Annotated in this window: 10 protein-coding genes; 2 read left to right on the top strand and 8 right to left on the bottom strand. The window is 43.2% G+C overall.

Translation table 11 applies throughout. The features are described 5' to 3' along the window. Positions 1 to 5 precede the first annotated feature (5 nt). Entirely contained in the window at positions 6 to 1,973 is a 1,968-nt protein-coding gene (locus BK127_RS20365; protein WP_076233350.1) for an ABC transporter substrate-binding protein, read from the bottom strand. A gap of 595 nt (positions 1,974 to 2,568) precedes the next feature. Next, positions 2,569 to 3,456 (bottom strand): AraC family transcriptional regulator, encoded by an 888-nt coding sequence (locus BK127_RS20360; RefSeq protein WP_076233349.1) that lies wholly within the window; start codon positions 3,454 to 3,456, stop codon positions 2,569 to 2,571. Positions 3,457 to 3,672: 216 nt separating this feature from the next. Between BK127_RS20360 and BK127_RS20355 the strand changes: the two genes are divergently transcribed. Continuing rightward, positions 3,673 to 4,428, top strand: coding sequence for an SDR family NAD(P)-dependent oxidoreductase (locus BK127_RS20355; RefSeq protein ID WP_076233348.1), 756 nt, complete (start codon positions 3,673 to 3,675; stop codon positions 4,426 to 4,428). A 172-nt stretch (positions 4,429 to 4,600) separates the two neighbouring features. Here BK127_RS20355 and BK127_RS20350 read toward each other — a convergent pair whose 3' ends face one another. From BK127_RS20350 to BK127_RS20325, 6 genes are all read right to left on the bottom strand, one after another. Beyond that, positions 4,601 to 5,482, bottom strand: a complete 882-nt coding sequence (locus tag BK127_RS20350) for a carbohydrate ABC transporter permease (RefSeq protein WP_076233347.1) — start codon at positions 5,480 to 5,482, stop codon at positions 4,601 to 4,603. 19 nt (positions 5,483 to 5,501) lie between these two features. Then, positions 5,502 to 6,404: an ABC transporter permease gene (locus BK127_RS20345; RefSeq protein ID WP_076233426.1), complete on the bottom strand. Its 903-nt coding sequence runs from the start codon at positions 6,402 to 6,404 to the stop codon at positions 5,502 to 5,504. A gap of 145 nt (positions 6,405 to 6,549) precedes the next feature. Further along, complete coding sequence (locus tag BK127_RS20340; protein WP_076233346.1) at positions 6,550 to 8,199, bottom strand: type 2 periplasmic-binding domain-containing protein; 1,650 nt, start codon at positions 8,197 to 8,199, stop codon at positions 6,550 to 6,552. Between the two features lie 226 nt (positions 8,200 to 8,425). After that, positions 8,426 to 10,816: a helix-turn-helix domain-containing protein gene (locus tag BK127_RS20335; RefSeq protein ID WP_076233345.1), complete on the bottom strand. Its 2,391-nt coding sequence runs from the start codon at positions 10,814 to 10,816 to the stop codon at positions 8,426 to 8,428. A gap of 167 nt (positions 10,817 to 10,983) precedes the next feature. Further along, on the bottom strand, positions 10,984 to 11,418 hold the full coding sequence (locus tag BK127_RS20330) for a bactofilin family protein (protein ID WP_256711382.1): 435 nt from the start codon (positions 11,416 to 11,418) through the stop codon (positions 10,984 to 10,986). 23 nt (positions 11,419 to 11,441) lie between these two features. Next, positions 11,442 to 12,404: a M23 family metallopeptidase gene (locus BK127_RS20325; protein WP_179097547.1), complete on the bottom strand. Its 963-nt coding sequence runs from the start codon at positions 12,402 to 12,404 to the stop codon at positions 11,442 to 11,444. Positions 12,405 to 12,619: 215 nt separating this feature from the next. Here BK127_RS20325 and BK127_RS20320 point away from each other — a divergent pair, with 215 nt between their 5' ends. Beyond that, positions 12,620 to 13,711 carry a ParM/StbA family protein gene (locus BK127_RS20320; RefSeq protein ID WP_076233342.1) on the top strand — a complete coding sequence of 364 codons (1,092 nt, stop codon included), beginning with the start codon at positions 12,620 to 12,622 and terminating at the stop codon, positions 13,709 to 13,711. Positions 13,712 to 13,720: the final 9 nt, after the last annotated feature.

Genomic DNA, 13,720 nt, shown 5'->3' with positions numbered 1-13,720 from the left:
TCGACTTATTGTTTGATAAAGAACTGTGAGGGGTGACCATGGCCGATGCTGCGGAATTCATCCGAGTACACCAAATCCTTAGGTACATTTCCCACTTTATTGGAAGCGACGATCAGACGAGGTGTCGGACCTGCGTAACCAATAACCCACTGATTTTTTTGATGAAGCTTGATGATCTCATTGCTCCATTTATTGATTTCCTCTTTGGTTGCCGATGCTTTCACTTTATTCCAGTAGTCAAGAATCAAGGCAACATCACCCTCAGGTTTAACTCCTTCTTTGCCATTCGAGGAGCTGTATAATCCATATTGTCCGTACCATGGAGTGATGACTCTTAGAGGTACAAGCGTATCAGGCCGGAAGGAAACATTAACCAAGGAAATATTTTCAGTCGTGGCGGGGATTTTATTCGAGTATTTGAGCTCTTGGTGGGTACCTGTATCCACAACCTTAAGGTCTACCTTGATGCCTACAGCTTCATAATATTTTTTGACCAATTCCAGAAAACCTGAGGTGCTCGTACTGCCTTCAATAACGGTTATTGTTAAATCCGATCCATCCTCGTTGAGACGGAAGTTGTTTTTATCACGTTTTGTCAATCCAAGCCCATCCAATAGTTCGTTCGCGCGCTTCGGATCGAATTTGCTCCATTGATCTGCCCAGCCTTTTTGGTAGCCAACCAAGCCTTCGGGAACCGACGCCTGGATAGGAGCGCCTAACCCATTTGTAACGATCTCAGAGATTTCTTTACGGTCTACCGCAACCGATAACGCTTCTCTGAATTTGATATCTTGAAACAGCTTGCGCAGATTCGGATCTGCAATCGTCTGATTGAGCTGAATGCCCGCGCTTGACCAGGTTGGCGTTGACCAATTCATAACTCTGAAGCCTGCTTTTTTCTCATTTTCTTTTAGTACCGTGAAATCCTTAAAGTCAAAATCGATAATATTATAATCGCCTGCCAAGGTGCCGAGAATTCTTTGTGCCGGGTCCTGAACCTTGGTAGCTACGATACGGTCCATATAAGGAAGCTGGTTGCCTTCGCCGTCGACCTTCCAGAAATACGGATTGCGTTCCATAATAAATTGATCACTATTGGGATCATTTTTCGCTACCCAAGCTCTTAAGGTTGGAATTTGCGGGTAGACCCAGTAATAATAACCGGTTGCGACCAGGAAAGATTTGACGTCCTCGAAGCCCCATTTTTTGGCGATCTCAAGCGCCTTCTCCTGACCTATGAATTCAGGTAAAATAGTCTTCTGAAAATGTGCCGGTGCCTGGAACCATTTGTTGTCAATCGCCACACGCTCCAGGAACTGCACGCTTGGATATTTATGAACGACCTTGAAGCTATAATCATCAATTTTGGTCACTGTCGCTAAAGCCTTATCACCCGTCACAGGATCAACCGAGTAATAAGCATCATAGATTTTTTTACCGAAGGTCTCTTTGGTGAGCATATGCTCCCAATAGAACAGGACATCATCGGCTGTAAAAGGCATCCCGTCCGACCACTTCATACCTTTTCTTAAGTAAATGGTGAACTCCGTTGAATCTTTATTGACGTCGTAGCCTTTGGCAATGTTAGGTTCGACTGCGCTGCCATCCTTGTTAAAGCGGAAAAGCGCTTCCTCTGTAGGTTGACCCACCGTCCAGCGATCATTGACTCCTGTCCAAGGCAGCTTCCAATCGCCGCCGTACTTACCTGTTTCCTCCAATACCTTCTCTACCATGATATCTTCCTTGGCCGGTAATCGTTCAGTAACCGCTTTCAAAGTTGAGGCAGCAGTAAGCTTGGCGAGCATAGGTGCCTCTTTGTAACCCTCTATCTTCGCAGGAACAACGGGAGTCGCTTTATCAGGAGTAACAGGTGTCACAACGACTGATGTCTTGGCATTGGGATCACTTTCACATGCAGCCAGAGCAACCGCAAGCATTAATATCATAACCATTAGCAACCCGATTTTTTTCAAAAATATCCCCTCCATAATGAGCTCATAATTCAACCTTTGCTTTGAAAATGCGGTGAAACGGGTTAACTCCTGTTCTTCACCTCCCTGATAACTTAAACCGGTTTAATAAAAGCGGCTATGATTGCAAACAGATTCAGGTATGCTCTATATGTATGTGATTAAACCGGTTTAATAAGATTGATTAAGGACCTTTTAGTTTATCTTATGTTGACCCATATGTGATTATCACCACCTTGATTAAACCGGTTTAATCTAACTGTATTGGTAATGAAAGCGTTTTATTAATGTTTGTATAATACATCGAAATACGGCGTATTGCAATAGTTTTATTTTTTAACTTATTTTTCATATTCAGTTAATGCGCCCCCATCTTTAAAAAATCTAATGTTTTACTACTATATTCATACCAATATTCGCCAATTAGTATATGAACGAGTCAAAAAAATGCTAAAAAGAACCTCCTTTAGGAAGTTCTCAGCCTTAAATTCTGATCGATAGACTCAGCTCAATAAAGAAACTATTAAATTCTGTCCTCCCGATATTTCCTTACCACGCACTCCACATACCTTGAGCGTACCAAAAAGATGCCAGCTATCTAATCCCTCGCGCTTTCGATTCGTCTTAGATTCTCAGTATCCCGAGCTGGAGATGAACCAAAGAAGCGGGAGTACTCTCGATTAAACTGTGAGGGACTCTGATAGCCAACTTGATATGCGGCACTGGCTACTGCATAGCCCTCAAATGCAATGAGGTTTCTAGCCTCCAAAAGCCTTAATTGCTTTTGAAATTGAATAGGACTTAAACCCGTTGCACGTTTAAACTGACGGTGAAAGGTGTTTATAGCCATACCAGATTTTGATGCCATCTCACCGATGTCTAGTGGCCTCATAAAATTTTCACGAAACCATTTTACAATTTGAGAAATCTTAGAGAAATTACTTTCCCGCAGACCAAGTTGCCTCAGATACCATCCTTGTGGTCCCATCAGAACGCGATAAAGGATTTCGCGTTCATAAGCCGGTGCAAGAGCTGGAATATCTCTTGATGTATTCGTTAATCGCAATAAGCGCAGCCATGCCTCCATAAATTCAATGTCTATTTCACAAGCTGCGAAATGCTCAGAAGCAGTTGGTATTAGATTTTCAGGAAGATCTCTTAATAAACTCTGAAGAACATTCTGATTCAACTCTAGACCAAGGGACATGTAAGGACGGCCATCACGGTCTGGATGTACACTCGCCGTTGCAGGAACATGTACCGGTACCACGTAATACGAGGGTCCTTCCAAGGTAGTGCTACGCTCACCGATTGAAAGTATCTTTGTTCCTTGAACCGTAAAACCAATCATCGGCTCGTAGAGCGCTGCGAGCTGATGTGCGGGAATGTCTCCCTTAATCATGCTTAGCCCCGGTACTCCGGTTTCAATTGGTCGAGTGCCTGCACCTTTCATTAGATCAATAATTTCACCTAAAACTTTATCCATACATTTATTTTATCACATGACTTCTTATTCCTCAACACAACTCTGAGATGCATCGGCATTTTTAGGCTCTTCTTATAATAAAAAAGGGGATAATCCGGGTTTATCGAAACCATACATGGTGGTTTTAGGCAATTAAAAGGCATTATTAAATCTATATTATTTCAGCAGAAACGACTAAAATAAAATCCAGATCGAACACAAGAAAGGTAGGATCTTATGAAAATTGCAATCGTAACAGGTGGAAGTAATGGCATTGGAAAAGCGACGGCTCTTGAGTTTGGCAAGCGCGGAATTAGCGTCATTCTCACATACAATACCTATAAGGACCGGGCAGAAGCTGTCGTTAAGGAAATTGAGAAGAATAAAGGAGTTCGGGCTGTAGCACTGAAGTTGGATCTAACTCAAATATCAACATTCGAAGGTTTCGTTCTAGAAGTGAAAAAGAGCCTCAAAGAAATTTGGAACAGAACGACTTTTGATTACTTAGTTAATAATGGCGGTGTTGGTGGGCCAATGATGTTAACTGAGATGAGCGAAGAGTACTTCGACAAAATTCTTAATACGAACTTTAAAGGACCGGTTTTTTTAACACAACACCTCGTCCAATTCATGAATGATGCTGGAGCGATCGTAAATACCACAAGTTCATCCAAGAACCAATCATTTCCAGGATACTCCGCCTACGGCTCGTTAAAAGCAGCATTCTCAACTTGGACTCGCTATATCGCCAAAGAACTTGCACCTCGCAAAATTCGGGTCAACGCAGTTTCTCCCGGTCCTACGCTAAGCAATTTTGGCGATGGAGTATTCGATAAACATCCTGAATTCATCAAGCCGCTGGCTGAGCAATCTGTATTTGGCAGAATCGGCCAACCCGAAGATCTTGCGAAGGTCATTGTGAACTTATTGTCCGATGATTTCGGCTGGGTTACAGCCCAGGACATTGAAGTGTCTGGCGGACATTTGCTTTAAGATAGACACCTAACCAGCTCTCACACATTTGTAAAAATCGGGAAGAAAAAAGATTATATTTCAATCATATTCACTATTACCGAACTGGAATTAACAAAAAGTCGTTCCTACACCTATTCCGAATAGGAGTAAGAACGACTTTTCAGTATAAGCTCTTGGCCATTATGGTCTATTAGCCTTTTAATGCACCTACCATAACACCTTTAACAAAATATTTTTGTACGAATGGATATACGCACAGAATTGGAATCGTAGCTACCATGATGGTCGCATATTTGATCGTTTCCCCGATCTGGAACTGATCCCCGGCACTCGCTCCTGCCGACATGCTGTCTGTCTGGTTGGCCAGCAATATTTCACGCAGCGTCAGCTGCAGCGGGAACAGCTCACGGTCCTTCAGGAACACAGATGCATAGAACCAGCCATTCCACTTCTCAACCGCATAATAGAGAATCATAACGGCAATAACTGGCATGGACAATGGAATAATGATTTTGAACAGGATCGTAAAGTGATTGGCTCCGTCAATCTTGGCCGACTCTTCCAGACTGTCTGGCACGGACATAAAGGCCGTACGCATGATGATCAGATTAAAGGTGCTGATTGCAAAAGGTATAATTGTCGCCCATAACGAATTGATCAAACCAACATTTTTAACGGTCAGGTACAAAGGAATCAAGCCGCCATTAAAAAACATGGTAAACACGATAATAATAATAAATACCTTATTCCACATTACATTTTTACGGGAAAGCACATATGCACCCATAGCTGTCATAAACAGATTCAGAACAACACCCATCACCAAAATAAACAAGGTGTTGCGGTATCCGATCAAAATGCCCGGATTCTTAAAAACGTTCTTATAAGCTTCAATACTGAATCCCAACGGTTTAAACAGCAATCCTTTGTGTGCTATCAGCTGCCCTGCGTCACTGATGGATGCAAAGGCAACATACAGCATCGGATAGAGCGCAAATATCATTAAAAGCACAAGTCCAACATGGATACCGATATCCAATAATTTATCCATTAAACCTTGATCCTTTGGCATAACCCTATCTCTCCTTTCCTTACCATAGGCTGCTATTGTTCACCTTGCGGCTAATGTAATTCGCTGTAATTAACAGTATCAGATTGAGCACCGAATTAAATATGCCCACCGCGGCGCTGTAGCTCCATCCGAACTCCAACAAACCTTTACGGTACACGAAGGAGGATATGACATCAGCGGTATCGTAAGTAACCGGATTGTAGAGCAGGATGATCTTCTCAAAACCTACGTTGAGGAGGTTCCCCATCCGTAGAATGAACATGATGGCGATCGTCGGCATAATACCAGGCAGTGTAATATGAAGAATCTGCTTCCAACGGCTTGCGCCATCCATACGGGCTGCCTCATATTGCTCCTGATCAATACCCATCAGCGCTGCAATATAGATAATCGACTCCCAGCCGATCTTTTGCCAAATTTCAGAAAGAATGTAGATGCTTCGAAATAGTTCCGGCTTTTGCAGCATGGCTTTTCCATCATAGCCAAAGTACGTTAAAAGCGTGTTAATAACGCCATCCGAATTCGTAAAATCACTAATCATACCACAGATAACAATCATCGAAATAAAATAAGGCATATAAGTAATGGATTGAACGACTCGTTTAAATATTTGATTGCGGACCTCATTAATCAAAACCGCAAGGATAATCGGAGCAGGAAATTCAAATATTAAAGAATACAGGCTGATCACAACGGTATTTTTCAAAATACGCCAAAAGTAATAACTGCCAAAGAAGTCATTAAAATTTGCCAAACCAACCCAAGGACTGCCCACAATACCTTTCATCGGGGTATAGTCTTTAAAGGCAATTATAGCTCCATACATAGGAGTGTAGTGAAAAATGGCATAATAAGCGATGACGGGAACCATCATCAGATATAAATATTTGTTCAGCACAAAATCGCGGATAAACCGAGTCATAAAGGTAGGATTTGACTTTCTTACCGATTGTGACTTTTCAAGCTGCATCGTTTTGGCCATCTCATACCCCTCCTTCCTCACCTATTTGTCTCTAGCTCATAATTTGAATGGTTGGGAGGGCTTGTAGGCCCTCCCATCTTGCAAATTAACGTTTGTTGAAGCGATCCAAAGCAGCTTTTTGAATCTCGATAGCACGATCCAGCTTAACGGATTTCAGCTTTTCAACATATTTTTCATATGCATCAAGAGGCTCGGCACCCAAAATAATTTTTAAAGTCATTTCATCGACTAATGTGTTAACATCGGTCATAATTTTCGCCATTTCAGTACTTTCTTCTGGAGTCGGTGTGATTGGCGGCAATTGATATTTAGCCACATCGGTTTTAGCCCAAATGCCAAGAGCTTCTTTTTGCTGTGGAAGCGCTAAATATTGTTGAATATAATTTTTATCCTGAACGAACGGACCGCTGTAGTTAGCGCGTGTATACAGAGCTATCGCTTGGGCAGGAGCCAGTTTATCCGGATTTTTCATTAATAGATCCGTATAGGTTGGAACACCATTCACCATATTGTAGCTTACGCCTTCTTGACCAAAGTTGAAGTATTTATTACCTGCCTCGCTATAGCCATAATCCAGCAGCTTAACAGCCAGCTCTGCATTTTTGGAAGTTGCTGAAATGGCTACCATACCGCCATTTACGGAGAACGGCAAATCTCTTTGACCAAATTTCGGTGTATCGCCTTTTTTCAAGACCGGTTGTGGTGCAGCTACCAGCTTCGCCTTAGGATTATTAGCTTCAACAAGCGGCTGCCATTTTCCAATACCGCCACCCGTATTAGCTACAGTGGCACCGGATGCACCCGATACGATATTCGCATCAAAAGCTTTGGCATCCACAGTTGCAATGTTCTTATCCAATAGTCCTTGCTCATACCAACCACGGAATAAGGCTAACCAATCTTTATAGCCTTTTTCAGCAGGACCAAACTTAATCTGTCCGCCTTCCAGATAGAAGTCACGTGTTACCCCGTAGGCTCCCATGAAATGTCCACTGTTGAATTCATTAAATACGCGAGGCTTGCCACTTGCTGTGAAAGGAGCTGCTGCACCTTTCTTTTCTTTGAAAGCTTTCAGCATTGCTGTCCATTCATCAATGGTTTGCGGCAATGGCAGGCCAAGCTCATCCAGCCAATCCTGACGAACAATCGGGCCTTGATACACCATCAGTGAATCATCTCCGCGAATGAACGGGAATGCATAGTAGCTGCCGTTATCCGTTTTGACCATTTTGTCGATTTCCGGATGCTCTTTCAAATATTTTTTCAGGTTCGGCGCACTTTTATCAATCAAATCATTCAGCTTCAAAATGTATCCGTCTTTGATAGCTTTTTCCGGACCGCCAGGGAAGTCCTTAAAGAAGTTGAACTCAATCATGTCCGGCAAATCTCCGGAAGCCAGCATAACGTTAAGTGCTTCTTTGGCCTGGTTAACAGGAGGTGCAATAAATTTTAATGGAACACCGGTTCTTTTTTGCCATTCAGCAAAGAAAGGAACATCCTGGTGAGTCGCTTTTACGCCGACCAGGTTACCCGTCATCTCCATCCAATAAGAAAGTGTTTTGTCCGTCTTTATCGGATACGTTGTTGCGGTCGCAGCAGGTGCAGGTGTTCCAGCGGCAGGTGCTTTCGTGTCAGCAGGTGCAGGTGTGGCTGCGGGTGTCGAACAAGCGATCGCTGCAGTGCTCATCATGGCTGTAACTACTAGAGTGGAGACGATTTTCTTTTTGCTCTTCATAGTATGAAGACCTCCCTAATATTTCGGCTGAACCGAATAATGACTTCAACATGAGATTGTGTATATAACCTGTTTCCCATACTCGTATTATATGATGGCGCTTACATAAAATGAAATCGTAAATTGTGCCAATTTTATCGGCAAAAACACGAATTCGAATCAACAAAAAGTACAATTAGATATACAAAATAATCAATATAAAAAGAAAAAACCGCTTAGCAGCGGTCTATTCCTCCTTCATTTCCTTATATTTTCCGGGAGTGATGCCTTCATACTTTTTAAAGGTCCGGATAAATGCATTCACATCATTAAAGCCTACTGAAGTTGCTACATCGCTTACATTTCGGCTGCCTTCATCTAAAATCGACTTGGCTCGGGCCACTCTGGTCTTGTTTATCGAATCCAACAGACCTTCATTGGTGTGGTCCTTGAACAGCTTGGACAAGTAAGCTGGCTTCATGTCAAAGTGACTGCCGATCATCGAGATATTGAGGTTCGGGTCCGTGTAGCTCTCATTAATGTAATTAACAATTTGCTGGATTCGTTCATCCATAACTCGCTGCTTGGACTGTTGAATATTTTGCTGACGTTTGTTGGACGTATATTCACAAACCTTTTCCAGAAATTCCGTCATTTGAACCTGCATTTCCTGAATTGTTTCACAGGTCGCCAGCCGCTCGATCCTTTTTTCAATCCGTCTTGGGTTACGTATTAAGAGGCTGTCCTCGATATATCCGAGCTCACTGATCGTTTTGATCATCGTACTGACCAAATTGAGCATCAGACATCGACCAAGCGGCACAGACATGAATGATCGTTTAAAATTGCGCTCAATGATCTCATCGAGTGTTTGTCGAGCCATCGGGAAATCCCCGATTTTGACGTAATTAATCAGTTGGAGCTCTACCTGGAGCGGGTAATAATAGACGGTATCCGCTTCCTCCATAGCAGCATTCTGATGAATATCCTCATAGGACAAAATTTCCTTGCTGCCCATAACCAGCTTGTACTCCATAGCATCGAGCGCTTCCAAATAAGCTTGGGAAATTCCGTTAATCCCGCTATGAATACCACTTATCGACAGGGTCAAACTAATATGATACTTGGACATAATGAACGCTTGAGCGTCCTTGGAGATGCGGACCAGCTCTTCCATCCGTCCCTCGGGATTCTTGGCAGAGAAATTAATAAGACAGACGAGCGAATCTTCCATTTCGGTTACATAGCCTTGATGGTTTTGGGCTGCCAGCTCCTCCATCACATTGGTAATAATAAATTGCATCAGCTGCTGCGGGTCGGTCGAGCCTATTTCCTGAATACGCTCATGGAAAGTCCCGCTTTCCTGTACATAAAGCACAATAACGGCAAAATCGTCCGTAGCAAACTGCATATTAAAGGTGGCCAACGATTCATCAACAGGGATTTGTTCATTAAGCTTTCCTTTTAACATCCGCCCAACGAAATTGGACCGTAATATATGGTATTGTTTTTTACGTTCAGACATAATTTTGGCCATTTCTACCAACGTATGGTCAACGGCCTGCTCGATAAATCGAAACTCATTATAACCTTGACCGCCAGTCAGCTCGGTTTTGCCGGAAAGAGCGGTTACAAGACGCCGTACCGGATTATAATTTTTGCGTAAAAACACGTATGTTAACGAAATTCCTCCAAGCAAACTAATAAAAATACTCATGTAGGTCAGATTCCGAACCCGCTCGGCTTTTTCCCAAAACAATTGGCTCGGGATAATCGATAAGTATTTGAGCTTGGAACGATCTGATTTGATATAAGTGACCTCGTAATTAAGGCCATCCTTATTCCATAAAAACATATTCGATTCAGGCATTTCCTTATCAAAAGGAAAATCCTTGAGCAAATTCACGCTTTCCTTCGAGCTGGTTACCAATACCTGGTTGGCTTCATTGAGGATTAACACATGTCCCTTGTTAAATAGCTCTATGTTTTCAATAGCACGCAGAATACGCGACTGGTCAACCATGATTACATTAGTAGCTCCAGGCTTGTCCGATTCCTTGCGATATGTGCTGATATAGGCAACTGTATTACGGAGGTTGCCGCTCTCATCAATGCGGGACATCGGTATAAAGCCTTTAAACTCTTTTTGATTAACAATTTGTAACCACTGCTCATAGTTATAAACGCCATTTTTATGGATCAAATTGTAAGCAAAGGGAGCATCTCTGTAAACATCAGGCATGAGAACCTGATTGCTATTGGCTATATAAATATAAAACAGATCGATAAGCGAGTAGGACGTTCTGTACAATAACAAATCCTGTGTGATTTGATGCAGGTCGTACAGTAATTCATTGGGGTAGATTTGATATTTACCCGAAAACAGGAATTGTTGAAGTCTGACGTTCCAGGTTAATTCAAAGTTCAACCGCTCCATCGATTCGAATTGATTATCCATGACCTCGCGAACCTGCTTGAGCAGCGATTGATTCGCCTGGTTGATTTCATTCTCCAGTGTCTTACTTGACTGCGTGTATACGATTACACTCATCAAGACAGGCAGCAATAAAACTGCCAAATAAGATAGGAGCCAAGTTAGGAGCACACTGCGCCTATTGATTTGAAACTTACCCAGCATCGAATCTCTCCTTGTAGTCAATTGAAACATACCTCTTGTGCATGCCTCTATCCGATTTCACCATTAGCCTACATTATACTTCAAACTCAATCATCACGCGACTTTTAACAAAAAAAAAGACAGGCATTCAGGATTGTCCCTGTATGCTTATCCTTTTGTTGTATCAGCTATTGCCATGTGATAACGGTAGGTGCTGCTGTGACCGATTCCGTCTGTTTAGAAGGAGCAGACATCTCTATAGAGTTCGATTCGGTACTATCCATTTTGCTCATTCCCTGGAACAAACCGCCTTCCGCTATAACGAGTGATTGGGCTGTCGTGTTCCCATACAACTTGCCGGTGGCGTGGATTGTCAGCTTGCCTTTGCATAGGACGTTTCCATTGACGGTGCCAGCCAGTATGACGTTGCGTGCAATCACGTTGGACTTCACGATGCCCTTCTCGCCAATGGTCACATCGCCTGCGCAATCCACATCGCCGGTTACCTGTCCTTCAATGCGGATGCTTGCCTCTGACTTGATCCTGCCTTCAAACAAGGTTCCCTCACCGATTAATGTATCCGTCGCATGTATACCGTGCGCGTGCTTCTTACCTTTAAACATCATCGTTCCCCTTTCAGGCTGGATTATTTGAGATAAGGCAGTGGATCGACACTGACACCATTCTGTAAAACCTCATAATGCAAATGGTAGCCTGTGCTTCTGCCTGTTGATCCGACAAGTCCAATCAGCTGTCCTTTTTGAACCGAATCATTTTTTTGCACGAGGATTTTATTAAGATGCATGTACATGGTTTGCAAGCCATTCGAATGGTCAACCACAATATGATTGCCTCTCTCTGAATCACTGCCAGTGATACGTACGATACCATCTGCTGTAACTGAAACCTCTGAATTAGCAGGTGCGCTAATATCGTAGCCGCTGTGAAAGCTCGGACGACGTGTAAAGGGGTCCTGCCGCAAACCAAAGCTTGACGTGATTCGATGGCTGTCTACAGGCCATATGTTAGGCGTCACGCGAAGCTGCTCCTTAATAGCCAATGCTTTATGCTTCGTATCGGTAATACTTTGCTGTAGGGCTGCCAGTTCAAGATCCATATCGCTTAATTGTGTTTTGGTTTGACTGAGCAGCTCGTTCACATCGTTATTCGTAGCGGGATGACTGATTCCCCCCATTGCACTATCAAGGGTGTTTGTGCCTTCAGCCGCTGCTACTATTTTGGTGGAACCCGTAATCGAACGTACCTCGTCCTCCATTTTGCGAATATCATCGATTCTGGCTTTCATTTCCGAGGTTTGCTGGGATAGCTTGATCACTTCATTCTGAAGCTGCTCAATCGTTTCATTCTTATCCTCCACCGTATGGGTATACACCAGCTCCTGACTATCGATCTTAACCTTCAATTGGTCTGCGATAACGGCTGTTCGTCCCTGAAAGAAAAATAGTACTAAAGTAACGAGAATCAGGACAAAGACAGCGGTCGCAGCAATGTAAGGTATCGAATTCAGCATCTCAAACTGGCGAACGGAACGGTTCGCATCCGGAATTATGACTAATGTAAACTTTTTACTTCCCCATCCCAGTTTCATATTGGCTCCTTTTGCAAGATTCACGCTCATCAAGTAATATTCACCAACAAATTTCGATTAAATCTACGTTCTTATTCGTCAAATCCGCTTCATAACCCTGCATGCTTGCAGCCTTCCCTGGAAAATGGTTCTAAAGTACGAAGGGATTTTGTGGAAACAAATCGAATTCTAGTACTAAAGTAATTCGTTGGGAAACGATTGGAGGAGTCAGATCAATGAAGTTGGCTGGTATAGATATCGGCAATGACAGTATCAAGGTAGTATTAGACGGAGTACGCGAGCCACTAGTAATTCAAAATATTGTTGCTCCAGGTTATGAACGACACATTTTACAAGAAGAGGATTCACCGTTAAAAGCGCTTGATGTCGTGGTTCACAGTCCTCGGCTGTCCAAGAACAGCCAGCGTTATTTTGTTGGCTTACTTGCTATGGAGAACGAGGACAGCATGGAGCTTGAGGAGACCGACAATAAAGCAGTTTCTGATCAGTCTCTGATCGTAGCCTTAACCGCTCTCGCGTATGCTGGTATTGTCAGTCAATCCGTTACCAACAGCGGCTACGGCAACATTGAGGAAGTCGAATACACGCTGGGAACCGGCCTTCCTGTACGCAGCTATTCCTATTACAATAAAATGTTCGAGGATAGGCTTGTTGGCGAACATGAAGTCACCTTCCTGACCACACCTACCCTGCGAAATCGAAAAGTTAAAGTATCGATCCGCCGCGCGGTCATTTCTATTGAAGGTGCAGCGGCGTTATTTCACATGGCCACACATGATAACCTGCAGGTTCGGGATGAGGAGCTGCATCAGGGGTGCATCGGCATTTGCGAGATCGGCGCCTTGACTACTGATTTTCCTGTCATTAATAAAATGAGCATCGACAATCAGTTCAGCACAGGAGAGCAGATTGGGATGGCTACCTATTTGGATAGCATTATTCGCGATGTAGAGGATCAATACGGATATCGGTTTCCAAGCCGCGCCAAGCTGGTCCAACGGATCAAAAAAAATGATTTTACGATTCGGCGCATCGGTGAAGGGCAATCCAGCATGAAGCAGGTGGTCGATCTGTACTTCAGCCGAGCTGCCAACAAAATCGTGGACCTGATCAAAAAGCGCTGGAAAAAACATCCTGATATTCAATGCTTTTATGTAATCGGGGGAGGAGCGGCAGCACTTCGTTCCTATATTATTGAAGCCGCCGGCCCGATTAAATTGCGCTTCGTAGATGAAAGTGAGCTGCTGAACGTTAACGGATACTTGAAGCTGGCAAAAAATAAAGTCAATCACAATCAGTATACATAAGCATACACG

Source organism: Paenibacillus sp. FSL H7-0331 (assembly GCF_001956045.1).
The sequence above is the reverse complement of the archived record's forward strand: the minus strand, read 5'-3'. Positions and strand labels throughout refer to the sequence as shown.

Excerpts from the sequence above, each read along its gene's own strand:
- BK127_RS20350 (WP_076233347.1), bottom strand. The coding sequence starts at position 5,482 with ATGCCAAAGGATCAAGGTTTAATGGATAAATTATTGGATATCGGTATC.
- BK127_RS20335 (WP_076233345.1), bottom strand. The coding sequence starts at position 10,816 with ATGCTGGGTAAGTTTCAAATCAATAGGCGCAGTGTGCTCCTAACTTGG.
- BK127_RS20360 (WP_076233349.1), bottom strand. The coding sequence starts at position 3,456 with ATGGATAAAGTTTTAGGTGAAATTATTGATCTAATGAAAGGTGCAGGC.
- BK127_RS20325 (WP_179097547.1), bottom strand. The coding sequence starts at position 12,404 with ATGAAACTGGGATGGGGAAGTAAAAAGTTTACATTAGTCATAATTCCG.
- BK127_RS20320 (WP_076233342.1), top strand. The coding sequence starts at position 12,620 with ATGAAGTTGGCTGGTATAGATATCGGCAATGACAGTATCAAGGTAGTA.
- BK127_RS20355 (WP_076233348.1), top strand. The coding sequence starts at position 3,673 with ATGAAAATTGCAATCGTAACAGGTGGAAGTAATGGCATTGGAAAAGCG.
- BK127_RS20345 (WP_076233426.1), bottom strand. The coding sequence starts at position 6,404 with ATGACTCGGTTTATCCGCGATTTTGTGCTGAACAAATATTTATATCTG.
- BK127_RS20330 (WP_256711382.1), bottom strand. The coding sequence starts at position 11,418 with ATGTTTAAAGGTAAGAAGCACGCGCACGGTATACATGCGACGGATACA.
- BK127_RS20340 (WP_076233346.1), bottom strand. The coding sequence starts at position 8,199 with ATGAAGAGCAAAAAGAAAATCGTCTCCACTCTAGTAGTTACAGCCATG.